Raw genomic sequence first — 19,300 nt, 5'->3', positions numbered from 1 at the left:
GACACCATGACATTCTCCCACCGCCACACTCTGCAAGCCTGGCTGTTCCTGACCCCCGCCCTGCTGCTGCTGGCCGCCTTTTCCTTCTGGCCCGTCGGCTACGGCTCCGTGCTGGCCTTCACCGACTACAGCCTGATACGCGAGACGCGCTTCGTCGGCCTCGATAACTTCCGCTACATCTTCAATAACGAGATGTTTGTCGCGGGCCTGAAGAATTCGCTGATGTTCCTGCTGATGGTGCCCTTCGTGCAGGTGGGCGCCATCACCCTGGCAGTCTTGGTGAACAACCGCCTGCCCGGCATCCGTCTGTTCCGCGCCGCCTTCTACGTGCCCGTGGTGACGACCGTGTCCGTGGTCGGCATCATGTGGGGCTTCATGTTCCACGAGCAGGGTGCGCTGAACTACGTGATGATGACGTTAAAACTGGTGAACGCGCCCGTGGGCTGGCTGTCGAACGACAGCCTGGCCCTGTTTGCCGTCATGTTCGTCACCCTGTGGCGCGGCCTGGGCTGGTACATGGTGATGTACCTGGCGGCCCTGCAATCGATTCCGTCGGACATGCAGGAGGCGGCCATGCTCGACGGCGCCAACCGCTGGCAGCGCTTCTGGAAGATCACCGTGCCCATGCTGCGCCCCACCATCATGCTGTGCTCCATCCTGTCCGTGCTGGCGGCCCTGAAGGCGTACCAGGAAGTCGACGTGCTGACCCAGGGCGGCCCCATGAATTCCACCTTCACGGCGCTGTACTACGCGTACGACCAGGGCCTCAAGCACTTGAAACTGCCGCGCGCGTTGGCCGCCAGCTTCGTCGTGTCCCTATTCTGCATCGGCATCGCCCTGCTGTGCCTGCGCTACCTCAAACCCAAGCACCGTTGATCGGGAATGACCATGCAAAAACGTTCCCGCCCCCTGAAAACCCGCCTGCAAATACTGGGCCACTATGCCGTGCTATGCGCGATCGCCGTCGTCTGCGTCTTCCCGTTCTGGTGGACCCTGGTGACGGCCATTTCCACGGAGGGCAATATCTTCGCCTTCCCGCCCACCTTCTGGCCGAAGGCGCCGTCCTTCGACAACTTCATCGAAGTGTTCAACGCGATTCCCATCTGGTCGTTCTTCAGGAACTCCGTACTGATCGCCGTGTTCACCGTATTCTGGAAACTGCTGCTGTGCTCACTGGCCGCGTATCCGCTGGCGCGCCTGAAATTCCGCGGCCGCAAACTGGTATTCGGCCTGATTCTCGCCACGCTGGTGCTGCCGTCGGAAGTGAACTTCCTCGTCAACTTCATCACCATCACGCAAATGAGCCTGGTCGACACCTACACGGGCGTGATCCTGCCCAACGTGGTGACGGCCGTCGCCATCTTGCTGCTCAAGCAGGCGTTCGAGGAAGTGCCGCAAGACCTGATCGACGCGGCCAGGGTCGATGGCGCCTCCGAATGGGTGATCTTCAGCCGCATCATGCTGCCGCTGATTACGCCATGGCTGGCCACCGTCGGCATCCTGACGGCCATCGAATCGTGGAATGAATACATCTGGCCGTCGATCGTCATGAGCAAGCCCGATGAATTCCCCCTGTCGGTGGGCGTGCTGTACTTGCGCGGCACCTTCGGCAGCAGCACGCGCGTGATTGCGGCCGGCACCCTGATCACCATCGTGCCGACCCTGCTCGCCTTCCTGTTTACCCAACGCTTCTTCATGCGCGGCATGGACGGCGCAGTCAAATGAAAACGTCTCTCGATAAGGAAGCCTCCATGCACGACAAGCGCACCAACATTGGCAAACGCAGCCCGATTTCCTGGGTGCCGACCTTGTACTTCGCCCAGGGCCTGCCGTTCTACGCCGTGGCCCTGGTGGCCGGCCTGATGTTCAAGAGCATGGGCGTGCCGAACGACCAGATCGCCCGCTGGACGGGCCTGATCGGCTTTGCCTGGGTCTTCAAGTCGCTGTGGAGCCCCTTCCTGGAACTGGCATCGAGCAAGAAGACCATGGTGGTGCTGTTCCAGTTCGCCGGTGGCCTGAGCCTGGGCCTGATCGCGCTGGCCCTGCAAACGCCGCTGTGGTTTGCCGCCTGCATCGCCGTGCTGTTCGTCGCCGCGCTGGCCTCGTCCACGCACGACATCGTCTGCGACGGCCTGTATATCGCCAGCCTGTCGGACAAGCAGCAGGCGGCTTACGCGGGCTGGCAAGGCGCCTTCTTCAACGCGGGCAAATTCATCTCGCTGGGCGGCCTGGTGATCCTGGCCGGCTACCTGGAGAAAAAAATCGGCATCAAGCCCGCATGGTCGGTGATCTTCCTGATCATCGGCGCCATGATGCTGTCGCTGGCCGCGTACCACCTGTGGGCGCTGCCGCAGGTGCGCAACGCGGCCGTGGCCGACAAGAGCGTGGCCGGCATCAGCCGCACGCTGTGGGACGTGCTGGTGGACTTCCTGAAAAAACCCGGCATCTGGGGCATGATCGCCTTCATCATCCTGTTCCGCGCCGGCGAGGCGCAAGTGCAGACCATCGGCCCGCTGTTCCTGCGCGAAGCGCGCGAACTGGGGGGACTGGGCCTGTCGACGACGGAAGTGGGCGCCGTGTACGGCACGGCCGGCACCGTCGCATTCCTGCTGGGCAGCATCGGCGGCGGCTACTTCACGTCGTGGCTGGGCCTGAAGCGCGCCATGTTCTTCCTGATCCTGGCCATGAATTTGCCGAACCTGGTGTTCTACTACCTGAGCCACAGCATGCCCACCGATTTGACCCTGATCACGGCCGCGCTCAGCGTCGAGATGTTCGGCTATGGCTTCGGCTTCGTCGGCCTGATCCTGTTCATGATGCAGGTGGTCTCCGTCGGCAAGTACCAGACGGCCCACTATGCGTTCGCCACCGGCGTGATGCAGCTGGGCTTCGTGCTGTTCAAGATGATCAGCGGCGACATCCAGACAGCCCTCGGCTACAAGACTTTTTTCCTGTGGGTGCTGGTGTCGGCCGTCCCCGTATTGATCCTGTCGCGCTTCATGCGCATCGGACCGAAGGATGCCTCCGGCCAGACTGACACGGGCGCCACGTCCGCACCGGCCAGCGCCAGCTAGGATAGAACCACTTCATGGCACATATCGCGTTAAAGAACATCGTCAAGCTGTACGACGACAAGCACCCGGTCATCCACGGCATCGACCTCGATATCCGCGACGGCGAATTCGTCGTCTTCGTGGGGCCGTCCGGTTGCGGTAAATCAACCCTGCTGCGCATGATCGCGGGACTGGAAGACATCACGGACGGCGAGCTGCATATCGGCGGCAAGCTGGCCAACGATATCGCGCCGGCCGAGCGGGGCCTTGCCATGGTTTTCCAGAGCTACGCCCTGTACCCGCACATGACGGTATTCGAAAACATGGCCTTCGCCCTCTCGCTGGCGGGGCACAAGAAGGCCGAGGTGCGCGCCGCCGTCGAGCGCGCGGCCGAGATCCTGCAGATCACGCCACTGTTGAAACGCAAGCCGAAGGACCTGTCGGGCGGCCAGCGCCAGCGCGTGGCCATCGGCCGCGCCATCGTGCGCAAGCCGCAGGTATTCCTGTTCGACGAACCGCTGTCGAACCTCGACGCCTCGCTGCGCGTGCAGATGCGCGTGGAAATCTCGCGCCTGCACCAGGAATTGAAGACGACCATGATCTACGTCACGCACGACCAGGTCGAGGCGATGACCCTGGGCGAACGCATCGTCGTCTTCAACGGCGGGCGCATCGAACAGGTGGGCAGTCCGCACGCGCTGTATAACAATCCCGGCAACCTGTTCGTGGCCGGCTTCCTCGGCGCGCCGAAGATGAACTTCATCGCTTGCACAGCCGTCGCCAGCGGCCCCGGTTCGGTGGCCGTGCGCCTGCCCGGCGGCGCCGTCATCGACGTCGAAGCGCTGGGCGGGAACGTGGCGCCGGGCGACCAGCTGACCCTGGGCGTGCGCGCCGAGCACGTCGTCCTGCAGGACCGGGACGCTGCAGGCGACAACGTCATCGACGCTGCCGTCAGCCATGTCGAATACCTGGGCGACGTGGCCATCGTTTACGCCAGCATGCCGGGCGTGACCGAGATGCTGGCCGTCAAGCTGCCGGCCGAGGAAGGCTTGCGTCAGGCGGGCGACGCCATGCGCCTGCACCTGCCGGCGCAGCGCTGCCTGCTGTTCGATGCCGCAGGGCAAGCCCTAGCGCGCACGTTTGCCGCACCCGCTCAGCCGTTTATGTGACAATAGCCGCTTCGTATCATGCCGCTTCTGTTTGACTTATGCAGGCAGAACGGCAGAAATGTGTTTTTTCGAGCTTCCTTGCCCCTCTGGCAATGCCACTGCACGATGTTGCGGCTGCCAGTGCAGGTGCGTATTTTTGTTATTGATTGAAGGATAACCCATGTCCCAATTCCGTCTTGCCCGTCTTAGCCTGCTCCTGGCCGCCATCGGCCTGAATGTCCTGCCATCCCTGTCGCACGCGCAGGATGCCAAGCCAGCCGCCGCTGCGGGTGCGCCCGCCGCCGTGCCCGCCGACACGGTACGTCCTGAAGTGTTCAAGCTGCTCGATCCGGACGCCGTAAAGGCTTCGATGGATGCGAAAAACTATGCCGACGTGCAAAGCCGCATCGACCAGGCTGCCGCCATTCCCGCCCTGACGCCCTATGAATTGTTCGTACTGAACCGCCTGCGCGTGGCGCTGGCCTCGACCACCAACAATGCGACTATGGCCATGACGGCGCTGGAAGCGGTGATCGAATCGGGCAAGCTGGAAAAAAAGGTGCAGGGCGATTTCATCCAGGCACTGGCCAACTACCACTACAACGCCAAGGATTATCCGAACGCCATCAAGTGGTTCACCCGTTACCAGACGGAAACAGGCGATGTGGCTGGCGTGCGTCCCTACATCATCCGCGCGTATTACTTCAGCAATGATTTCGCGCGCGCGAAACAGGAACTGATGTCCGACCTGACGGCCAAGCAGCAGGCGGGCAAGACGCCGACCATCGAAGAACTGCAATTGCTGGCCAACACGGGTTCGAAAAGCAAGGACCCGGCCATCTACCTGGTCGCCATGGAAAACCTGGTGCGCTACTACCCGTCGGATGACTACTGGAGCGATTTGCTGAGCCGCACGCAAGGCAAGGCCGGCTATTCCGACCGCTTCGCGCTGGACGTGCTGCGCCTGCAATTCAAGGCCGTCGGCACCATGCCACCGCAAGATTACAGCGACATGGCTGAAATTGCCTTGCAGAACGCTTTCCCGACGGAAGCGAAAAAAGTGCTGGACGCGGGCTTTGCCAAAGGCGTGCTGGGCACGGGCGCGAATGCTGCCAAGCACAAGAAACTGCGCGACCAGGCCAACAAGGCTGCCGCCGACGATGCGAAAAACATCGCCAGCGGCGAAGCGTCGGCCATGAAGAGCAAGGATGGCACGGGCTTGATCAACCTCGGCTACGCTTTCGTGACGATGGACCAGTTCGACAAAGGTATCGACCTGATCCAGAAAGGCATCGCCAAGGGCGGCCTGAAACGTGCTGAAGACGCCAAGCTGCGCCTCGGCTACTCCTATGCCATGGCCGGCAAGAAAGACGACGCCATCAAGGTCCTGGAAACGGTCAAGGGCGGCGACGGCGTGGGCGACCTGGCCCGCTACTGGATCCTGTGGCTGAACCGTCCTGCCACGGCAGCGGCGGCACCGGCAGCAGCGGCACAGTAATTCCTGCCCCTCAAGCAGACGCAAGGCAGTTCCCGGCTCAGGCCGGGGCTGCTTTTTTTTCGACCATTCACCCAAGAATGGCTATCGTCGCCCTGACCACGCGGCATGGACTGACGTCAAGTTTCAGACCTTGATATAGATCTTGCGCTTGTCCATGCCGTAGGCGATCAGCCAGCACAGCAACATGAAGCTGACGGCAAACAGCATGGACCCCACGCGCGCCGGCGCCCAGCCCGTAAACCACTGCTGGTACAGCCACTGGTACAGGTTGCCGCTGCCGATGCGCACGGTAAACGCGATAATCACCAGCACTTCCGACACCAGGTAGATGAACAGGGTGTTCTTGCCGAAGACTTCAAAGAAGTAGGTCCAGCCCGTCATTTGACGTACATCAATGATGAACATCAGCAGCGCCAGCAGCAGCAAGTCCAGGCCGATGCCCAGCATCACGTAAGAGCTGGTCCACAGCTTCTTGTTAATCGGAAACACCTCGTTCCAACACAAAGCCACCGCCACGCAAATGGCGCCGGCCACGGCCAGCTGATACAAGCTGGAGCGCAGCCGCGCCGGCGCCGCCTGGCGCAGGAAACTGCCCGCCAGGTAGCCGGCGATCACATTGACAATCGAGGGCAAGGTGCCGAGGATGCCTTCCGGATCGAAGGCGATGCCTTCGCCGTGGTACAAATGGCTGTCGCCCAGCAGGATCAGATCCAGCTTGGCCGGCGCGTTGCCGTGCAAGCTGTAGTCGCCAAAGCATGCCAGGATGGCCCAGTAGCCGAGCAAGGCGCAGGCGCTGAAGGCCAGCGCGCCCCGCGTCTTCCAGTAATGCAGGATCAGCGCGGCGGCCAGGTAGCATACGGCGATGCGCTGCAGCACGCCGGGGATGCGCGTGTGCGACAGGGGCGACCAGGCGAACTGGCCCGCGTCGTCGATCTTGAAGAAAGGGAACCAGTACAGCAGGAAGCCCAGTAAAAAGATCAGCGCGCTGCGCTTGCACAGCTTGGCCAGCACGGCGCCATGGTCCAGGTTTTCGTACTTGCCCAGCGCAAAGGCCAAGGCATTGCCGACGACAAACAAAAAGCTGGGAAAGACCAGATCCGTCAAGGTAAAACCATGCCATTCGGCATGCAGGAACGGGGCGTACACGCTGCCCCAGTCGCCGGGCGTATTGACGACGATCATCAGGGCCACGGTCAGGCCGCGCAAGACATCGAGGGCGAGGTAGCGTTGAGGTGCAATAGTCATAATGATGCCATATAAAAAGATAAATATTCGCCCGCTGCTGGTAGAAGGGCTGTACCGCCGAAGGCTGGGTACGACGTACTGGCAACCACCGATGGCGTAGCCTGCCACACGGTGACTGTTACTGAATGGCAATAACAGAAACAACTCACCCACTCAGCAAAAAAGGCAAGGCCCTGATGCAGGGACTTGCCTTGAAAAGACCGAGGAAGGCCAGGCCCAGCACGTGTGCGCCAGGCCGGGTCGTCTTGCTTACAGCTTGGCGCGCAGGCCCAGGTAGAAGGTGCGGCCATTGCTGTAGAACGCGCGTGGCTGATCGCGGTTTTCAGCGTACATCTTGATGGTCGTGTTCGTCAGGTTAAGCGCATCGAACGTGACCGTGAAATGTTCGTTGATCTTGTAGTTGAGCGAACCGGCCAGGCCGCCAGCGCCTTCGACGTGCTGGCTGGCGCCACGATCCACGCCCGCCTTGTAGGACGAACGGTAGTTGTAGGCCAGGCGAGCGCTGAGGGCATTGGCTTCGTAGAAGGCCGTCAGGTTATACGTGCTGCGCGATGCGTTGACCAGTTCATCACCGTTATCCAGCTTGCCGTCGGCATAGGTGTAGTTGGCCAAAATACCGAAGTCGCCGAACAGCGGTTGCTGGTAGCTGAACTCCGCGCCCTTGTTCTTGCCGCTGGTATTGAATGGCGACGTGATCTGGTACACGGCGTCGGTACCGCGCTTGCTATTGTAATAAGTCCCGCTAACAGTTCCATTGGATACGACGGACTTCAAATCCATGTAGAACAGGCCCACCGAGAATGCCGATTTTGGCGCAAAGTACCATTCTGCGCTAATCTCAGCGTTGTCCGACTTGACAGGGTCAAGCTTGACGTTTCCGCCGACACCGCTCAATGCATCGTCGTTCAGCGATACCGAACCACCGAGCGCGCTGTAATCAGGACGGGCGATGGTACGGGCAACGGCGCCGCGGATGACCAGATCGTTGCGCACATCGAATTTGATGTTGGCGCTAGGCAAGTAGTCATTATAGGTGCGCTCAAACAAGTTCTGCGAGTACGGTTTCCAGTCGGAGCCGACGATCGGGCCGCCGAGCTTGTTGACCAGGGTCGACTGCTTGGTCTGCACGGCACGCAGGCCGAAGTTACCGCTCCAGTTATCGCCCGTCAAATTGGCCATGGCATAGATGGCCGAGGTTTTTTCCTGCAGTTTGAATTCGTCTGTCCAGTTATGGCGTTGCACTGGATCGAGATTGCGGTTACCAGGGATCGCGGCCCAGGCGGCCAGTGCTGCACCGTCATACTTGAAGTAATTGCTCGACAGGTTGCCACCCAGATCCTTGCCGAAATCGCCAGGATACTGGGTACCATTCCAAACAGGGCCCGGATTGGAGATACCCAGAGGACCCGGTTTGGCATCAATCGGATGCTCGGCAGAACGCTTGTGATCGGTCAGGCGGCCGCCGAACTTGATCGAATCCCAGATGCCGGACGACAGGCGCAATTCCGCGTCGATCTGGGCATATTTTTCCTGGTCGACGGAACGTGATTCGCCACCGCCGATCCATGCCGTCGAACCTGGCTTGGTGGTGGTGCCGCCCGGATAGGAAACGCTGGCCGGGCTCATGCCGTTCAATTGATACACCATGCCGCCATCGACGTTGTTCTGGTAGTAGACATCGTTGCGGTCATAGCCCAGGCCATGGGTCTTGCCCAGCTTGCCGGTCAGGGTCAGGTCCTTGGTGGCGCGGTACTTGAAGTTGAAATCGAGGTAGTACGATTCGCCGCCGGCATCAGGACGGTAGATATTGTCGACTTCGCCAGCGTTCTTGGCGAAGGTCGCGCCTGTCATGGTGCCGTTCTTGACCGTGTAGTTGGTCGGTATCTGGCCGTTCGGCACGCCGTCTTTCGTACTGTTGATCGAGTTGGCGGGCGCGGCCAGCCAGTTCGTGTTTTGATGCGGCGCCTTCAGTTGCGAATAGAAGCCGTTCACGTCCAGGGTCAAGTCCTTGCTGGGCTTGAATTCGATATCGAATGCGCCGCCTTCGCGGGTTTTCTTTTGCTCGAACAGGGTGGCGCCGATAAAGGTCGGCACTTTCACGCCGGCCAGTTCAGGACGGGCCTTGGCCGCAACGCTGTCTGCGGCAATCGGCGTGTAGCCGAGGATTTCCTGGCCATCGCGGCGCACGGTCGATTTTTGCGAAAAGCCCTGCACCATGATGCCCAGGGTATTGGTGTCGTTCTTCCAGTTTACCAGGCCGGAGAACTGCGGGTCGGTCTTGCCGGCCAGGTCATTGTGGAAAGCCTGGATCGAACCTTCAGCAGTGATCTGGTTCTTGAATTCCAGCGGACGGCGGGTGATCACGTCGATCACGCCCGAAACACCGCCTTCAGGCAGGTCTGCCGTGGCGCTCTTGTGCACGACAACGGAGCTCACCAGTTCCGATGGCAGCAAGGAGAAGCTGCTGCTGCGGCCGACGTTGCCGCCGAATTGGTTCAGGACGAACCAGTCGCCCGTGCTGATGGCATGACCATTGAACAGGGTTTGCTGGAAGCTGGGGCTGGTGCCGCGCAGGCTGACGCGGTCGTTTTCGCCGAAGCCGCCTTCACCGCCGGCCGACGATTGGGTATTCACACCTGGCAGGCGCTGGATCGCGTCAGCCACGTTACGGTCAGGCATCTTGCCGATATCTTCGGCCGTCACCACTTCCACCACGGAATCCGCATTGCGTTTTTGCTTCAGCGACTTTTCCAGCGAGGCACGCACGCCGGTCACGGTGACGGTCGTCACGTCGTCGGCGGGTGCTTCTTGCGCCTGCGCCGAAAAAGCCAGACCAGCGACCATCACGGCAACGGCCGCGGCGATCGGCGTACGGCTACGCGATCCGGATTTCACGACGGCAGCTGCAGGTGTCAAATTGCGTTTCATGTACTCCCCCTTGATTTAGGCTCCAGGATTGGAACCTTTTCATTTTTAACGTAGGTCTTCTTTCCAGCCCGCCCACTCACGCCGGCATGCTGCAGACCCTTCGGCACAACCACTTACAAAACCAATTCAACGCCAATATACTACTATCCAATACCAGAACACTACCAGTTGCAACTTTTTTTTTATAACGTTGTTTGAATCACACAGACCACTTTATCTAAATCAATCCGTAGCCCGTATGAGCGGCTTAAATATGGGGGAAGCCAGGCATAAATTGTTGGCCTGATAATTCAAATTGGTTTTATAACGGCCTTTTTTGGTATTATCCAGCGACACAAAACAGATACAGAGCGCGTCTGCAACGCGCCGTAACGGAGACCCTCAGCGTATGACAACCCTCGCTCACATCATGCAAGGCCTGGGGCAGACGAGTAGCCTGCCCCTGTACCAGCAACTGCAGCGCGCGCTGCGCGAAGCGATCGATAAGCGCATCCTCGGCCCCGAGGAAGCCTTGCCGGCCGAGCGCCAGCTGGCCAGCGACCTGTCCGTTTCGCGCATCACCGTGCGCAAGGCCATCGATGGGCTCGTCAACGAGGGCTTGCTGGTGCGGCGCCCCGGCTCGGGCAATTTCATCAATACGCGCATCGAGAAAAACTTCGCCAAGCTGACCTCGTTTTCCGAGGACATGCGCGCGCGCGGACGCACGCCCCGCAGCGTGTGGCTCAAGCGCGCAGAAGGCACCGTCACGCCGGAAGAAGCCTTGCGCCTGCGGCTGTCGCCGGGCGCGCCCGTGTACCGCTTCCACCGCATCCGCTATGCGGACGAGGTGCCGATGTGCCTGGAATACGCGACCATCGTCGCCAGCTGCCTGCCGAACCTCGACGCTGTCGATATCTCCATGTATGACGCGCTGGAACAGGCGGGCAACCGGCCCGTGCGCGCCTTGCAGCGCCTCAGCGCCTTGTTGTTGACGGGGGAGCAGGCCAGCCTGCTGCAGGCGGAGGAAGGCGACGCGGGCTTGTCGGTGGAAAGGCTGGGCTTTTTGCGCGATGGGCGCGCCGTGGAATTTTGCCGCTCCTACTTCCGCGGCGATATGTATGACTTCGTGGCCGAATTAAGTACCAATTAATACCGGATGCGCGAATTTCTCAATACCGGATAACACCACTTATTGCAGTGCAATATATATGCCGGTATCCCACCTATAATATGCACGGCAATGGTGCAATTATCAACGGCGATTATGTGGCCGCCCGCGCAGAATATAAAAGAAAGCTGTGCAATACGGTTTTGCGCATTGCAACAAAACGTGGCGTTATACGTCAAACGGCGGGCGCGGCGCGGCGGCCCACGCACAGCAGGATCACGCTTAGCGCCACGCACAGCCAGCCGAACAGCGGCCCCAGCCAACCGGCCCACGTGGCCACGGGCCTCGCTGCCGGCAGCGGCGCCAGCAAGGTGCTGCCCGGCATGGCGCTGCTGGCCCGCTCCGCCAGCACGTTCCCATACGCATCGCTGACCGACAGCACGCCCTCGCGCGCCGCGCGCAGCACCGCATAACCGTTTTCCACGCCGCGCACCACGGTCATGCGCGCGCCCATCCAGGCGTCCAGCTGGAAATCCCAGGCCGGCACCAGCATCGTTTGCGCGCCGGCCACGCCATATGCCCGCCCTAGTGGCGCAAAATGCATGTCCTTGCAAATGGCCAGCCCCATGACCTGCCCCGCCACCGGCTGCACGGCATACGCGCTGCCAGCAAGAAACTCGCGCTCGGGCGGCGCCAGATGATGCTTCTGATAGCTGACCGGCGCGGCGCCATCGGGCGCGAACAGCCAGGCCAGGTTGCGCCGCCCGGCAGCGTCCTGCACGCCGATACCCAGGATAATCCACGCGCCCGTGCTGCGCGCCAGCGCCTGGAAACGCTGCCGCACGGCATCCGCCTGCGCAGGGGCCAGCACGGCTATCTTTTCCGGCAACAGCACCAGCGTGGCGCCCTGCCCGGCCAGTTGCCCGACATGGCGCGCGTACTGGTCCCAGACGGCTTGCGCGCGTGCGGGCGGCGTGGCCGGGCCGATAAAGTCATCGATGGCCACCAGTCCCGCCAGCGGCCCTGCCGGCGCCAAGGCCGGCGCGCCCTGCACGCGCCAGGCGCCGCCGGCGAACGCGGCCGCCAGCAGCAGCGCGGCCGCGCCAGCCGCTGGCGCATATGCGCGGCCGCCCGCCAGCAGCAAGGCCAGCGCGGATGGCGCCAGGCACAGCAAGAACAGCAGGCCGGGCACGCCCGCCAGGGCCGCCACCTGCAGCACGGCAAGATTATCCGCTTGCGAATACGCGAGGCTGCCCCAGTTACCGTCCGGCAGCAAGGCCGCCATCACCGTATCGATGGCCACCCACAGCACGGGATACGCCAGCACCGTCCAGCCGGAGCGGTAGCGCAGCACGAGGCGCCGCGTGGCCAGCACCACCAGCAGCCACAGCAGTGCCTTGACGAACATCACGGCCAGCATGGCCGGCAAGGGCATGAGCAGGCGAAAATAGGCAACGTTCGATGACAGGCCCAGCAGAGCGGCCAGGAACGTCATCCAGGCCGCATCGCGGCGCGACGAGCGCAGGGCCAGCCACAGCACGGGCAGCGGCGCGCACCAGGCCAGCCAGCCCAGCGGCTGCGGCCCCAGCACCCAGTACAGGGGCAGGCCCGCCGCCAGCGCTGCGGCGGTTTGCAACAGGCGCTGGCGCAGCGCGGTGCCGCCGGCAGCCGGCGCAGACAAGGTATGGAGCATGGTCATGCTTTCAAGGGAAGCCAGATTTCCACGCCGCCGCTGCCGCTGGCGGGATCGAAATGCTGGTCGTAGCGTTCAAAATCGGGCGCGTCGGCCACTTCCAGGCCGGACCGGGGCAGCCACTCGTTCCACACCGTGTGCCAGGTGGCGCGGATGGTGGAAATGTGACCGCGGTGATGAAACACGGCATAGCGCCGCGGGGCGATGCGCAGCCGCGTCCAGCCGTCGGGGGACTGCGAAAAGTCGTTCACCGGCATGGCGCACAGGTAATCGAAATTGCCCGCATCATCATTGTTGCAGCACACGCCATACACGAGCTGGCCGGGCGCCGCATGGGGCAGGAAACGCTGCCACAGGGCGGGGATGCCGGCAACCGTTTCTGCGCGATAACGTTCGACGAGGCCCGCCACCAGCAAGGCGGGGCCCTGTTCGAAACGGGGTGCTTCCAGGGCCACGCCAGGCGCCACATCCAGTTTGATGGCCTCCACCAGCACGAGGTTGGCGACATGGCGCTGGGCCCGCACCATTTCCGGCGTGCGCTGGAACTGCTCGCGGAAGGCCCGCGTAAATGCCTCGTGGGAACTGTAGCCAGCCTGCAGGGCGACGGCGAGGATGTCTTGCGCGCCCTGCGCCAGCGCGCGGGCCGCCTCGTTGAGCCGGCGCGCCCGCACATAGCGCATCACGGAATGGCCCGTGGCCAAGCCAAACGCGCGCGTCAGGTGACACGGCGAGGCGCCGCCCACGTGGGCGATGTCGCCGAGCGAGATATTTTCCGCATAATGCGATTCGATATACCAGAGTGCCTTGGCCAGATAGTGCATGGACGCTTCCCGTTGAACGAGCTGCGACTGTAGCATTTTCAGATCACGAGGATTTGACTGAAATTGCGCAATGCGGGCTTATTTGCGCGTGCGCTTTTCGTAAACCAGCTGGCAGCTGCTGATGCGCGCCAGCTCGGCCATCTCCTGGGCCAGGAAGGCGAGCAGGTCGTCGATGCTGACGACGCCGGAAAGCGCGCCCAGGCTGTTGACCACGGGCAGGCGGCGGATGCCGTTGACGCGCATGCGTTCGATGATGTCGTAGACGTCTTCGTCTTCGCTGGCCGTGAGCAGTTGCGCGCTCATGATGTCGCCCACCAGCAGGCTGGCGGGGTCGAGGCCCAGGGCGATGACGGAAATGACGATGTCGCGGTCGGTGAGGATGCCGATAGGGACGCGCTCGCCGTTCGGCTGTTCGGCCACGATCAGGTCGCCCACATGGTGCTGGCGCATCAGCAGCGCCGCGTCTTGCACGCTGGTGTCACGCTGGCAATGGATGGTGTGCAGGGTACAGATGTCGCCGATGCGCATGTCGCCACTCCGTTTGAGGCAGAGTGTCCACGCTACGCCAACCCGCCGTGGCGGGCTTGAGGCAAATCAATTGAAACGGGTCTTACTTTTCTTCGGGGGGCGGCAGGAAGCAGGCTTCGACGATCTGCAGGTCGTTATCCTTGGCGAACTCGCGCACGAAGTGAAACGCCATCGGCTCGATTTCGCGCAGCTTGGTGTTGACGACCACCGACTTGACGCCGTTGACGACGGTCGGACGCACGTAGGGCGAATACTGGAGGTGCGCATTGCGCCCGCCGCCTTCGGGATTGAAACAGGACATCACTCCACAAAGGCGCTCGGCCCAATCGCTGGGTCGGAATTGCTTGCCATTGCTGGTGAGACCAAGGATGAAGAACTCGTCTGAGAGTTCCCCTGTTTTTTGAGATAACTCGGCCATGTGGCTTGTCGGGACTGGATTGCGTGAATGGCCCCGGCGGGTAAGCCGGGCTGGTAATTCAACTACGTTTGCTGCGGTAAGCCAGTATTATATCTTATAGAAGACTTGGGTTCTACCTCGATCTGCCCTGACGATGCAAACAGGGGCCGGCACGCGTAACGCGCCAGCCCCTATTTTAACCTTGTTCCACGCGCCGGGCGCATGGATGGCGCGTGTGCGCCCGCGTCAGCCGAGGAAAACGGCGCCCGACATCAACAACAGCAGCAGCATCCACAGCAGCAAGGCGCGCCAGACCAGGCCCACCGTGCTCTGCAAAGCGCGTGCGCCCGGCTCTTCGCCCGGCAGTATATCGCTTTCGCTGTCGCTGTCGTCGACGGCCATGTCGGGCGTGACGACCACGCGGGCCGCCGTTTCCGCCGGCGTGCCCAGGCGCACGCCCATGGCGCCGCCGCCGGCCGTCAGGATGATGCCGATGGCCTCGTCCTGCCAGCGCTGGGCGAAATTGCGCCAGGCGTAGATGGCATCCTCGAAATTGCCGACCACGGCAAACGCCACGGCCGTCAGGCGCACGGGAATCCAGTCGATCAGGTAAAAGGCGCGCGCGGCGAACTGGCCGAACGCTTCATTGCGCATGTGCTCGGGCTCGTTCCAGGCACGCGCCAGGTATTCGGCCACGCGGTACATCACGGCGCAGGCAGGGCCCAGCGGCATGAGGAACCAGAAGAACACGCCAAACACATTGCGATGCGTGGTGATCAGGGCTTTTTCCACGGCAATGCGGGCGATTTCGCTCGCTTCCATGCCTACCGTGTCGAGCTTGGTCCACTCGGCCAGCAAGGTCCGCGCGGACGCCTCGTCGCCGGCGCTCAGGGCCAGCTGGATCGACGTGAAATAATGGCTGTAATGGCGAAAACCCAGGGTCAGGTAGACGATGAGGACATTCCAGACGAAGGCCAGGGGGGTCAGCTGGTAATGCCGCAAGAGCCAGTACACGCCGGCCGTCGGCACCATCAGCACGCCGATCATGAGGAACCAGCCCATGCGGCCGTGGTTGGCGTGGCCGGCATTGAACCAGGTCTCCATGCGCATTGCCAGGCTCTTGATTTCGGCGTAGATCGGATTGTCCGCGCGCAAAGGTTTGAGCTGCTCGATCAGCAATGCGCAAAGTATGGAGAGAAATGTCATCAATGGTCCTTTTTGTCTTTTTCAGCAATACCGCAATGCCCGCTACGATAGCGCAGTGCAGTGCTGGAATCAAACTTATTACGTGCGGGGTGCCATTTTACGCGCGCAAGAGGTGAAACAGATTGCGCAGCATGCCGGCGGTGGCGCCCCAAATGTAGAAGCGCTCGTAGGGCATGGCGTAGAACGAGCGCCGTCCGCCGGGCAATTCCACCGACAGGCGCTGGTGGTTGAGGCCATCCATGAGGAAGGCCAGCGGCACTTCGAAGATTTCCGCCACTTCCGACGGGTCGGCGCGCAGCTCGAACGGCGGCGTCACCAGGCCCACCACGGGCGTGACCTGGTAACCGGTGCCCGTCAGGTAGTCGGGCAGGCAGCCCAGCACTTCAATGTGTTCGCGCGCCAGGCCCACTTCTTCTTCCGTTTCGCGCAGGGCCGTGGCCACGGGCGAACCGTCGAACGGTTCGCTGCGCCCGCCCGGAAAGCTGACCTGGCCCGCATGGCTGCTCAGGTGGTCCGTGCGCATGGTCAGCAAGATGGTCAAGCCCTGTGGCCGTTGCACCAGCGGAATGAGCACGGCGGCGCGCACGGGCACGGCGCGTGCGGAGAGGAAATCCTGGGTAATCTCGGGCTGCCAGTCGGGCTGTTCGGCCAAGCGCTGGCGCAGCCAGTCCGGCGTCAGGCGTTCGGCGTCCAGCGCCGCCTCGCCGGCGATCGAATCGATGGCGAGTTGTTTGGGATCAAATGCGATGGTGGCCATGGCAGCTTGCCTCAATAGCAATTCAGAATAAAAAAGGGGCGCCGAGAGGCACCCCTTTTCCCAACGCAGACGCTGATATTACGCGCTTGCTTTCGCCACAACGCGGCGATTTGGCAATTTTTCTTTGATACGCGCCGATTTACCCGAACGCTCACGCAGATAGTACAGCTTGGCGCGGCGAACATCACCACGGCGTTTCACTTCGATCGAAGCGATCAGCGGCGAGTACAGTTGGAACGTACGCTCAACGCCTTCGCCGGACGAGATCTTGCGAACGATGAAGTTCGAGTTCAGGCCACGGTTACGACGGGAGATAACGACGCCTTCGTAAGCCTGGGCGCGCTTGCGCGTACCTTCGACTACGTTGACGCTGACGATAACGGTATCGCCTGGTGCGAAGTCAGGAATCGATTTACCCAGACGGGCGATCTCTTCTTGCTCTAATTGTTGAATCAAGTCCATTTTTATAACTCCGAAAACCATCATGCCGGCGCACTGTGGATAGCGTGCTATCCGCCCGGTAGAGGATGGGTATTACCAATTTGGGCAACATGCCCGGCACTGCAAAGCCACCCTGCTGGCCGTCCGAGAACGGTTTACAGGCTGGCCAGGAATTTTTCGTCGGTCTTGCTGAGCAAGCCGGCGGCGCGCGCACTGACCAGCAGGTCAGGCCGCTTTGTCGCGGTCGCTTCCAGCATGCGCTGGCGGCGCCACTTGACGATCTCGGCATGATTGCCACCCATCAAGACGGGCGGCACGGCCATGCCTTCATATGTTTCCGGCCGCGTGTAGTGCGGCGAATCGAGCAAGCCATTGACAAAGCTGTCCTCGATGGCCGATGCCTCGGTGTTCAAGACACCCGGCAACAGGCGGATCACCGCATCCATCAGCGCCATGGCGGGCAGCTCGCCGCCCGACAGGACAAAGTCGCCGACGCTGATTTCTTCGTCGACGCAACGGTCCAGCAAACGCTGGTCCACGGCTTCATAGCGGCCGCACAGGATCACCAAACCAGGTTCGGCTTTCAACTGCGTGACGCGCTCGTGCGTCAGCGGACGGCCTTGCGGCGACATGAACACCACGCGGGGCGCCGCCAGGCCGAGATCGGTCTGACGTTGCTTCGCGGCATTAATTGTCGCTTCGAGGGGACGGGCCATCATGACCATGCCAGGGCCGCCGCCATATGGGCGGTCATCCACGGTACGGTGATTGTCGGTGGTGAAATCGCGGGGATTCCACAGCGACAAGCCACATTTCCCCTGCTCGAAGGCGCGCCGGGTCACACCCGACTGCGTCAGCGCGGCAAACATTTCCGGGAACAGGGTCACGACATCAAATTGCATCGTTCACCATCCTGCAAAGTTTGCCCGGCGCAAAGTTAAGCGCAGGCGGTTTAATAATCGAGGCCCCAGTCGACCGTGATCTTGCTGGCAGCCTTGTCAACGTTAATGACAAACTGGCCAACAAACGGGATCAGGCGCTCAGGCGCCTTTTCAACGGTCTCATCGGCAGTGGCGACGGGCGTAACGCGCAAGATCGACTGCGGACCATTGCTCATCATGTCGTGCACTGTGCCGAGGCACTCGCCTTGCAAATTCTCGACTGTCAGTCCGATCAGATCGGACCAATAAAATTCATCGGCCGACAGCGTCGGGAAATGGCTACGCGGAATTTGCACAGAGACGCCTTTCAGCGCTTCTGCGGCATCCCGCCCGACCACACCCACCAGCTGGGCCACGACGTCGCCGCCGTGTAACTTCGCTTGCCTGACTTGAACATCATGCAAGGTCGGTTTATCAAACCACCAGGTTTTGACGCTTAATAATGCATCCGCGTCGTCGGAGAAAGGAGTGATCCTGACCCCGCCAGCAATGCCATAAGCACCGGAGACATAGCCTACCTGTACCAGGTCATCGGGGACTTTCACCCCGGATGCAGTCTTGACCGTCAAACCAGTGATCTAATTAAGCTGCTGCTTTGTTGTTGCTAGCTACCAGGCGAGCAACGGTTGGCGACAATTGTGCGCCAACGCCTTGCCAGTAGGCCAGACGGTCTGCGGTGATACGCAGTGGAACTTCGCCACCTTGCGCCATCGGGTTGTAAAAACCGATACGCTCAATGAAGCGACCATCGCGGCGATTGCGCGAGTCAGTAGCGACGATGTTGAAGAACGGGCGCTTCTTGGCGCCTCCACGAGCTAAACGAATAACGACCATAATATTTCCAAAAAGTGTGCTGAGGCGGAAAAAGCCGCAAATTATAGCGCGCTTTACCGCCAGGCAGCAAGCGTTATGATGACGGGCGTGTAATTTGGGCTAATCAAACATTATGACCAGTCATGGCCGAAGACGCAATAGGCGCGTGCGTCTATCGTGCCTGCCATGCCACGTCCAGGCGTTGATATTGCACGACAGCATTGCCTGAACGCCGCCTGAAAGTGCTATCGTTGCGGCAAGCAATGACCGATACTGGCAATCTTTACCGATGAGCAACTCTGGAGTCCCATGACCACCGCTACCATTTTGCAACAGTCGCACAAGAACAAGGCCTTCACGACACTGCTGGCCTTCCTGCTGGGCATGCTGGGCGCCCACCGCTTCTACCTGCACGGCGCCAGGGACCGCTGGGGCTGGCTACACCTGGCCGCCCTGCCCGCCTCGCTACTGCTACGCCAGCTGTTTCCCGAAGCGGACTGGTTTTACCAGATATTGCCGCTGACCCTGTCCGCCCTGGGCGGCTTCCTGGAAGCGCTGGTGCTGGGCCTGATGCCGGACGACAAGTGGGATGCGCGCTACAACGCCGCCTCCAGCCGCCAGTCGGACACGGGCTGGCCCCTGGCCGTGGTACTGGTCGCTACCTTGATGCTAGGCGCAGGCGTGCTGATCGCCACCATGGCGCGCCTGTTCGACTTACTGTATACAGGCGGCGCCTACGGTTAA

The 19,300-nt window shown here is 61.5% G+C and carries 19 protein-coding genes; 7 read left to right on the top strand and 12 right to left on the bottom strand.

The window, feature by feature from the left end:
* The first annotated feature begins 6 nt into the window (after positions 1-6).
* The 5 genes from O0879_RS19375 (at position 7) to O0879_RS19355 (ending at position 5,699) form a co-directional block, all read left to right on the top strand.
* The gene (locus O0879_RS19375) at positions 7-876 is read left to right on the top strand and encodes a sugar ABC transporter permease (protein WP_289918243.1); all 870 of its coding nucleotides are present in this window, start codon (positions 7-9) and stop codon (positions 874-876) included.
* 12 nt (positions 877-888) lie between these two features.
* Positions 889-1,725, top strand: coding sequence for a carbohydrate ABC transporter permease (locus tag O0879_RS19370; protein ID WP_289918242.1), 837 nt, complete (start codon positions 889-891; stop codon positions 1,723-1,725).
* Positions 1,726-1,751: 26 nt separating this feature from the next.
* Positions 1,752-3,074: an MFS transporter gene (locus tag O0879_RS19365; RefSeq protein ID WP_077400590.1), complete on the top strand. Its 1,323-nt coding sequence runs from the start codon at positions 1,752-1,754 to the stop codon at positions 3,072-3,074.
* A 14-nt stretch (positions 3,075-3,088) separates the two neighbouring features.
* Positions 3,089-4,222 (top strand): sn-glycerol-3-phosphate ABC transporter ATP-binding protein UgpC, encoded by a 1,134-nt coding sequence (gene ugpC, locus O0879_RS19360; RefSeq protein ID WP_289918240.1) that lies wholly within the window; start codon positions 3,089-3,091, stop codon positions 4,220-4,222.
* A gap of 160 nt (positions 4,223-4,382) precedes the next feature.
* Complete coding sequence (locus tag O0879_RS19355; protein WP_289918238.1) at positions 4,383-5,699, top strand: hypothetical protein; 1,317 nt, start codon at positions 4,383-4,385, stop codon at positions 5,697-5,699.
* A gap of 123 nt (positions 5,700-5,822) precedes the next feature.
* On the opposite strand, the gene O0879_RS19350 is transcribed toward O0879_RS19355, so the two are convergent.
* Positions 5,823-6,944 (bottom strand): heparan-alpha-glucosaminide N-acetyltransferase domain-containing protein, encoded by a 1,122-nt coding sequence (locus O0879_RS19350; protein ID WP_289918236.1) that lies wholly within the window; start codon positions 6,942-6,944, stop codon positions 5,823-5,825.
* 249 nt (positions 6,945-7,193) lie between these two features.
* Positions 7,194-9,872 (bottom strand): TonB-dependent receptor, encoded by a 2,679-nt coding sequence (locus O0879_RS19345; RefSeq protein ID WP_251349897.1) that lies wholly within the window; start codon positions 9,870-9,872, stop codon positions 7,194-7,196.
* Positions 9,873-10,260: 388 nt separating this feature from the next.
* On the opposite strand from O0879_RS19345, the gene O0879_RS19340 reads away from it, so the two are divergent.
* Positions 10,261-11,001, top strand: a complete 741-nt coding sequence (locus O0879_RS19340; RefSeq protein WP_034781815.1) for a GntR family transcriptional regulator — start codon at positions 10,261-10,263, stop codon at positions 10,999-11,001.
* A 193-nt stretch (positions 11,002-11,194) separates the two neighbouring features.
* On the opposite strand, the gene O0879_RS19335 is transcribed toward O0879_RS19340, so the two are convergent.
* The 10 genes from O0879_RS19335 to rpsP all read right to left on the bottom strand — a co-directional run bounded on the left by O0879_RS19335 (position 11,195) and on the right by rpsP (position 18,577).
* Positions 11,195-12,658, bottom strand: a complete 1,464-nt coding sequence (locus tag O0879_RS19335) for a carbon-nitrogen hydrolase family protein (RefSeq protein ID WP_289918234.1) — start codon at positions 12,656-12,658, stop codon at positions 11,195-11,197.
* A complete protein-coding gene (locus O0879_RS19330) occupies positions 12,655-13,473 on the bottom strand; it encodes an AraC family transcriptional regulator (protein ID WP_289918232.1) in 819 nt (272 codons plus the stop codon). The genes O0879_RS19335 and O0879_RS19330 overlap by 4 nt, the downstream gene beginning before the upstream one ends.
* Positions 13,474-13,551: 78 nt before the next feature.
* Positions 13,552-14,001 (bottom strand): CBS domain-containing protein, encoded by a 450-nt coding sequence (locus O0879_RS19325; RefSeq protein WP_289918230.1) that lies wholly within the window; start codon positions 13,999-14,001, stop codon positions 13,552-13,554.
* Between the two features lie 82 nt (positions 14,002-14,083).
* Positions 14,084-14,419 (bottom strand): DUF3579 domain-containing protein, encoded by a 336-nt coding sequence (locus O0879_RS19320; RefSeq protein ID WP_029496213.1) that lies wholly within the window; start codon positions 14,417-14,419, stop codon positions 14,084-14,086.
* Between the two features lie 225 nt (positions 14,420-14,644).
* On the bottom strand, positions 14,645-15,604 hold the full coding sequence (locus tag O0879_RS19315) for a CobD/CbiB family protein (protein ID WP_099665209.1): 960 nt from the start codon (positions 15,602-15,604) through the stop codon (positions 14,645-14,647).
* A gap of 97 nt (positions 15,605-15,701) precedes the next feature.
* Positions 15,702-16,361 (bottom strand): CoA pyrophosphatase, encoded by a 660-nt coding sequence (locus tag O0879_RS19310; RefSeq protein WP_289918228.1) that lies wholly within the window; start codon positions 16,359-16,361, stop codon positions 15,702-15,704.
* A gap of 78 nt (positions 16,362-16,439) precedes the next feature.
* Positions 16,440-16,823, bottom strand: a complete 384-nt coding sequence (rplS, locus tag O0879_RS19305) for a 50S ribosomal protein L19 (protein WP_035825414.1) — start codon at positions 16,821-16,823, stop codon at positions 16,440-16,442.
* A 134-nt stretch (positions 16,824-16,957) separates the two neighbouring features.
* Positions 16,958-17,704, bottom strand: coding sequence for a tRNA (guanosine(37)-N1)-methyltransferase TrmD (gene trmD / locus O0879_RS19300; RefSeq protein ID WP_289906265.1), 747 nt, complete (start codon positions 17,702-17,704; stop codon positions 16,958-16,960).
* A 50-nt stretch (positions 17,705-17,754) separates the two neighbouring features.
* Entirely contained in the window at positions 17,755-18,312 is a 558-nt protein-coding gene (gene rimM / locus O0879_RS19295; RefSeq protein WP_077400554.1) for a ribosome maturation factor RimM, read from the bottom strand.
* A 13-nt stretch (positions 18,313-18,325) separates the two neighbouring features.
* Positions 18,326-18,577 carry a 30S ribosomal protein S16 gene (rpsP, locus tag O0879_RS19290; protein WP_010395524.1) on the bottom strand — a complete coding sequence of 84 codons (252 nt, stop codon included), beginning with the start codon at positions 18,575-18,577 and terminating at the stop codon, positions 18,326-18,328.
* A gap of 288 nt (positions 18,578-18,865) precedes the next feature.
* On the opposite strand from rpsP, the gene O0879_RS19285 reads away from it, so the two are divergent.
* Positions 18,866-19,300 carry an NINE protein gene (locus O0879_RS19285; protein WP_289918225.1) on the top strand — a complete coding sequence of 145 codons (435 nt, stop codon included), beginning with the start codon at positions 18,866-18,868 and terminating at the stop codon, positions 19,298-19,300.

It is taken from the genome of Janthinobacterium sp. SUN120 (assembly GCF_030397735.1).
GTDB lineage: Bacteria > Pseudomonadota > Gammaproteobacteria > Burkholderiales > Burkholderiaceae_D > Janthinobacterium > Janthinobacterium kumbetense.
The sequence above is the reverse complement of the archived record's forward strand: the minus strand, read 5'-3'. Positions and strand labels throughout refer to the sequence as shown.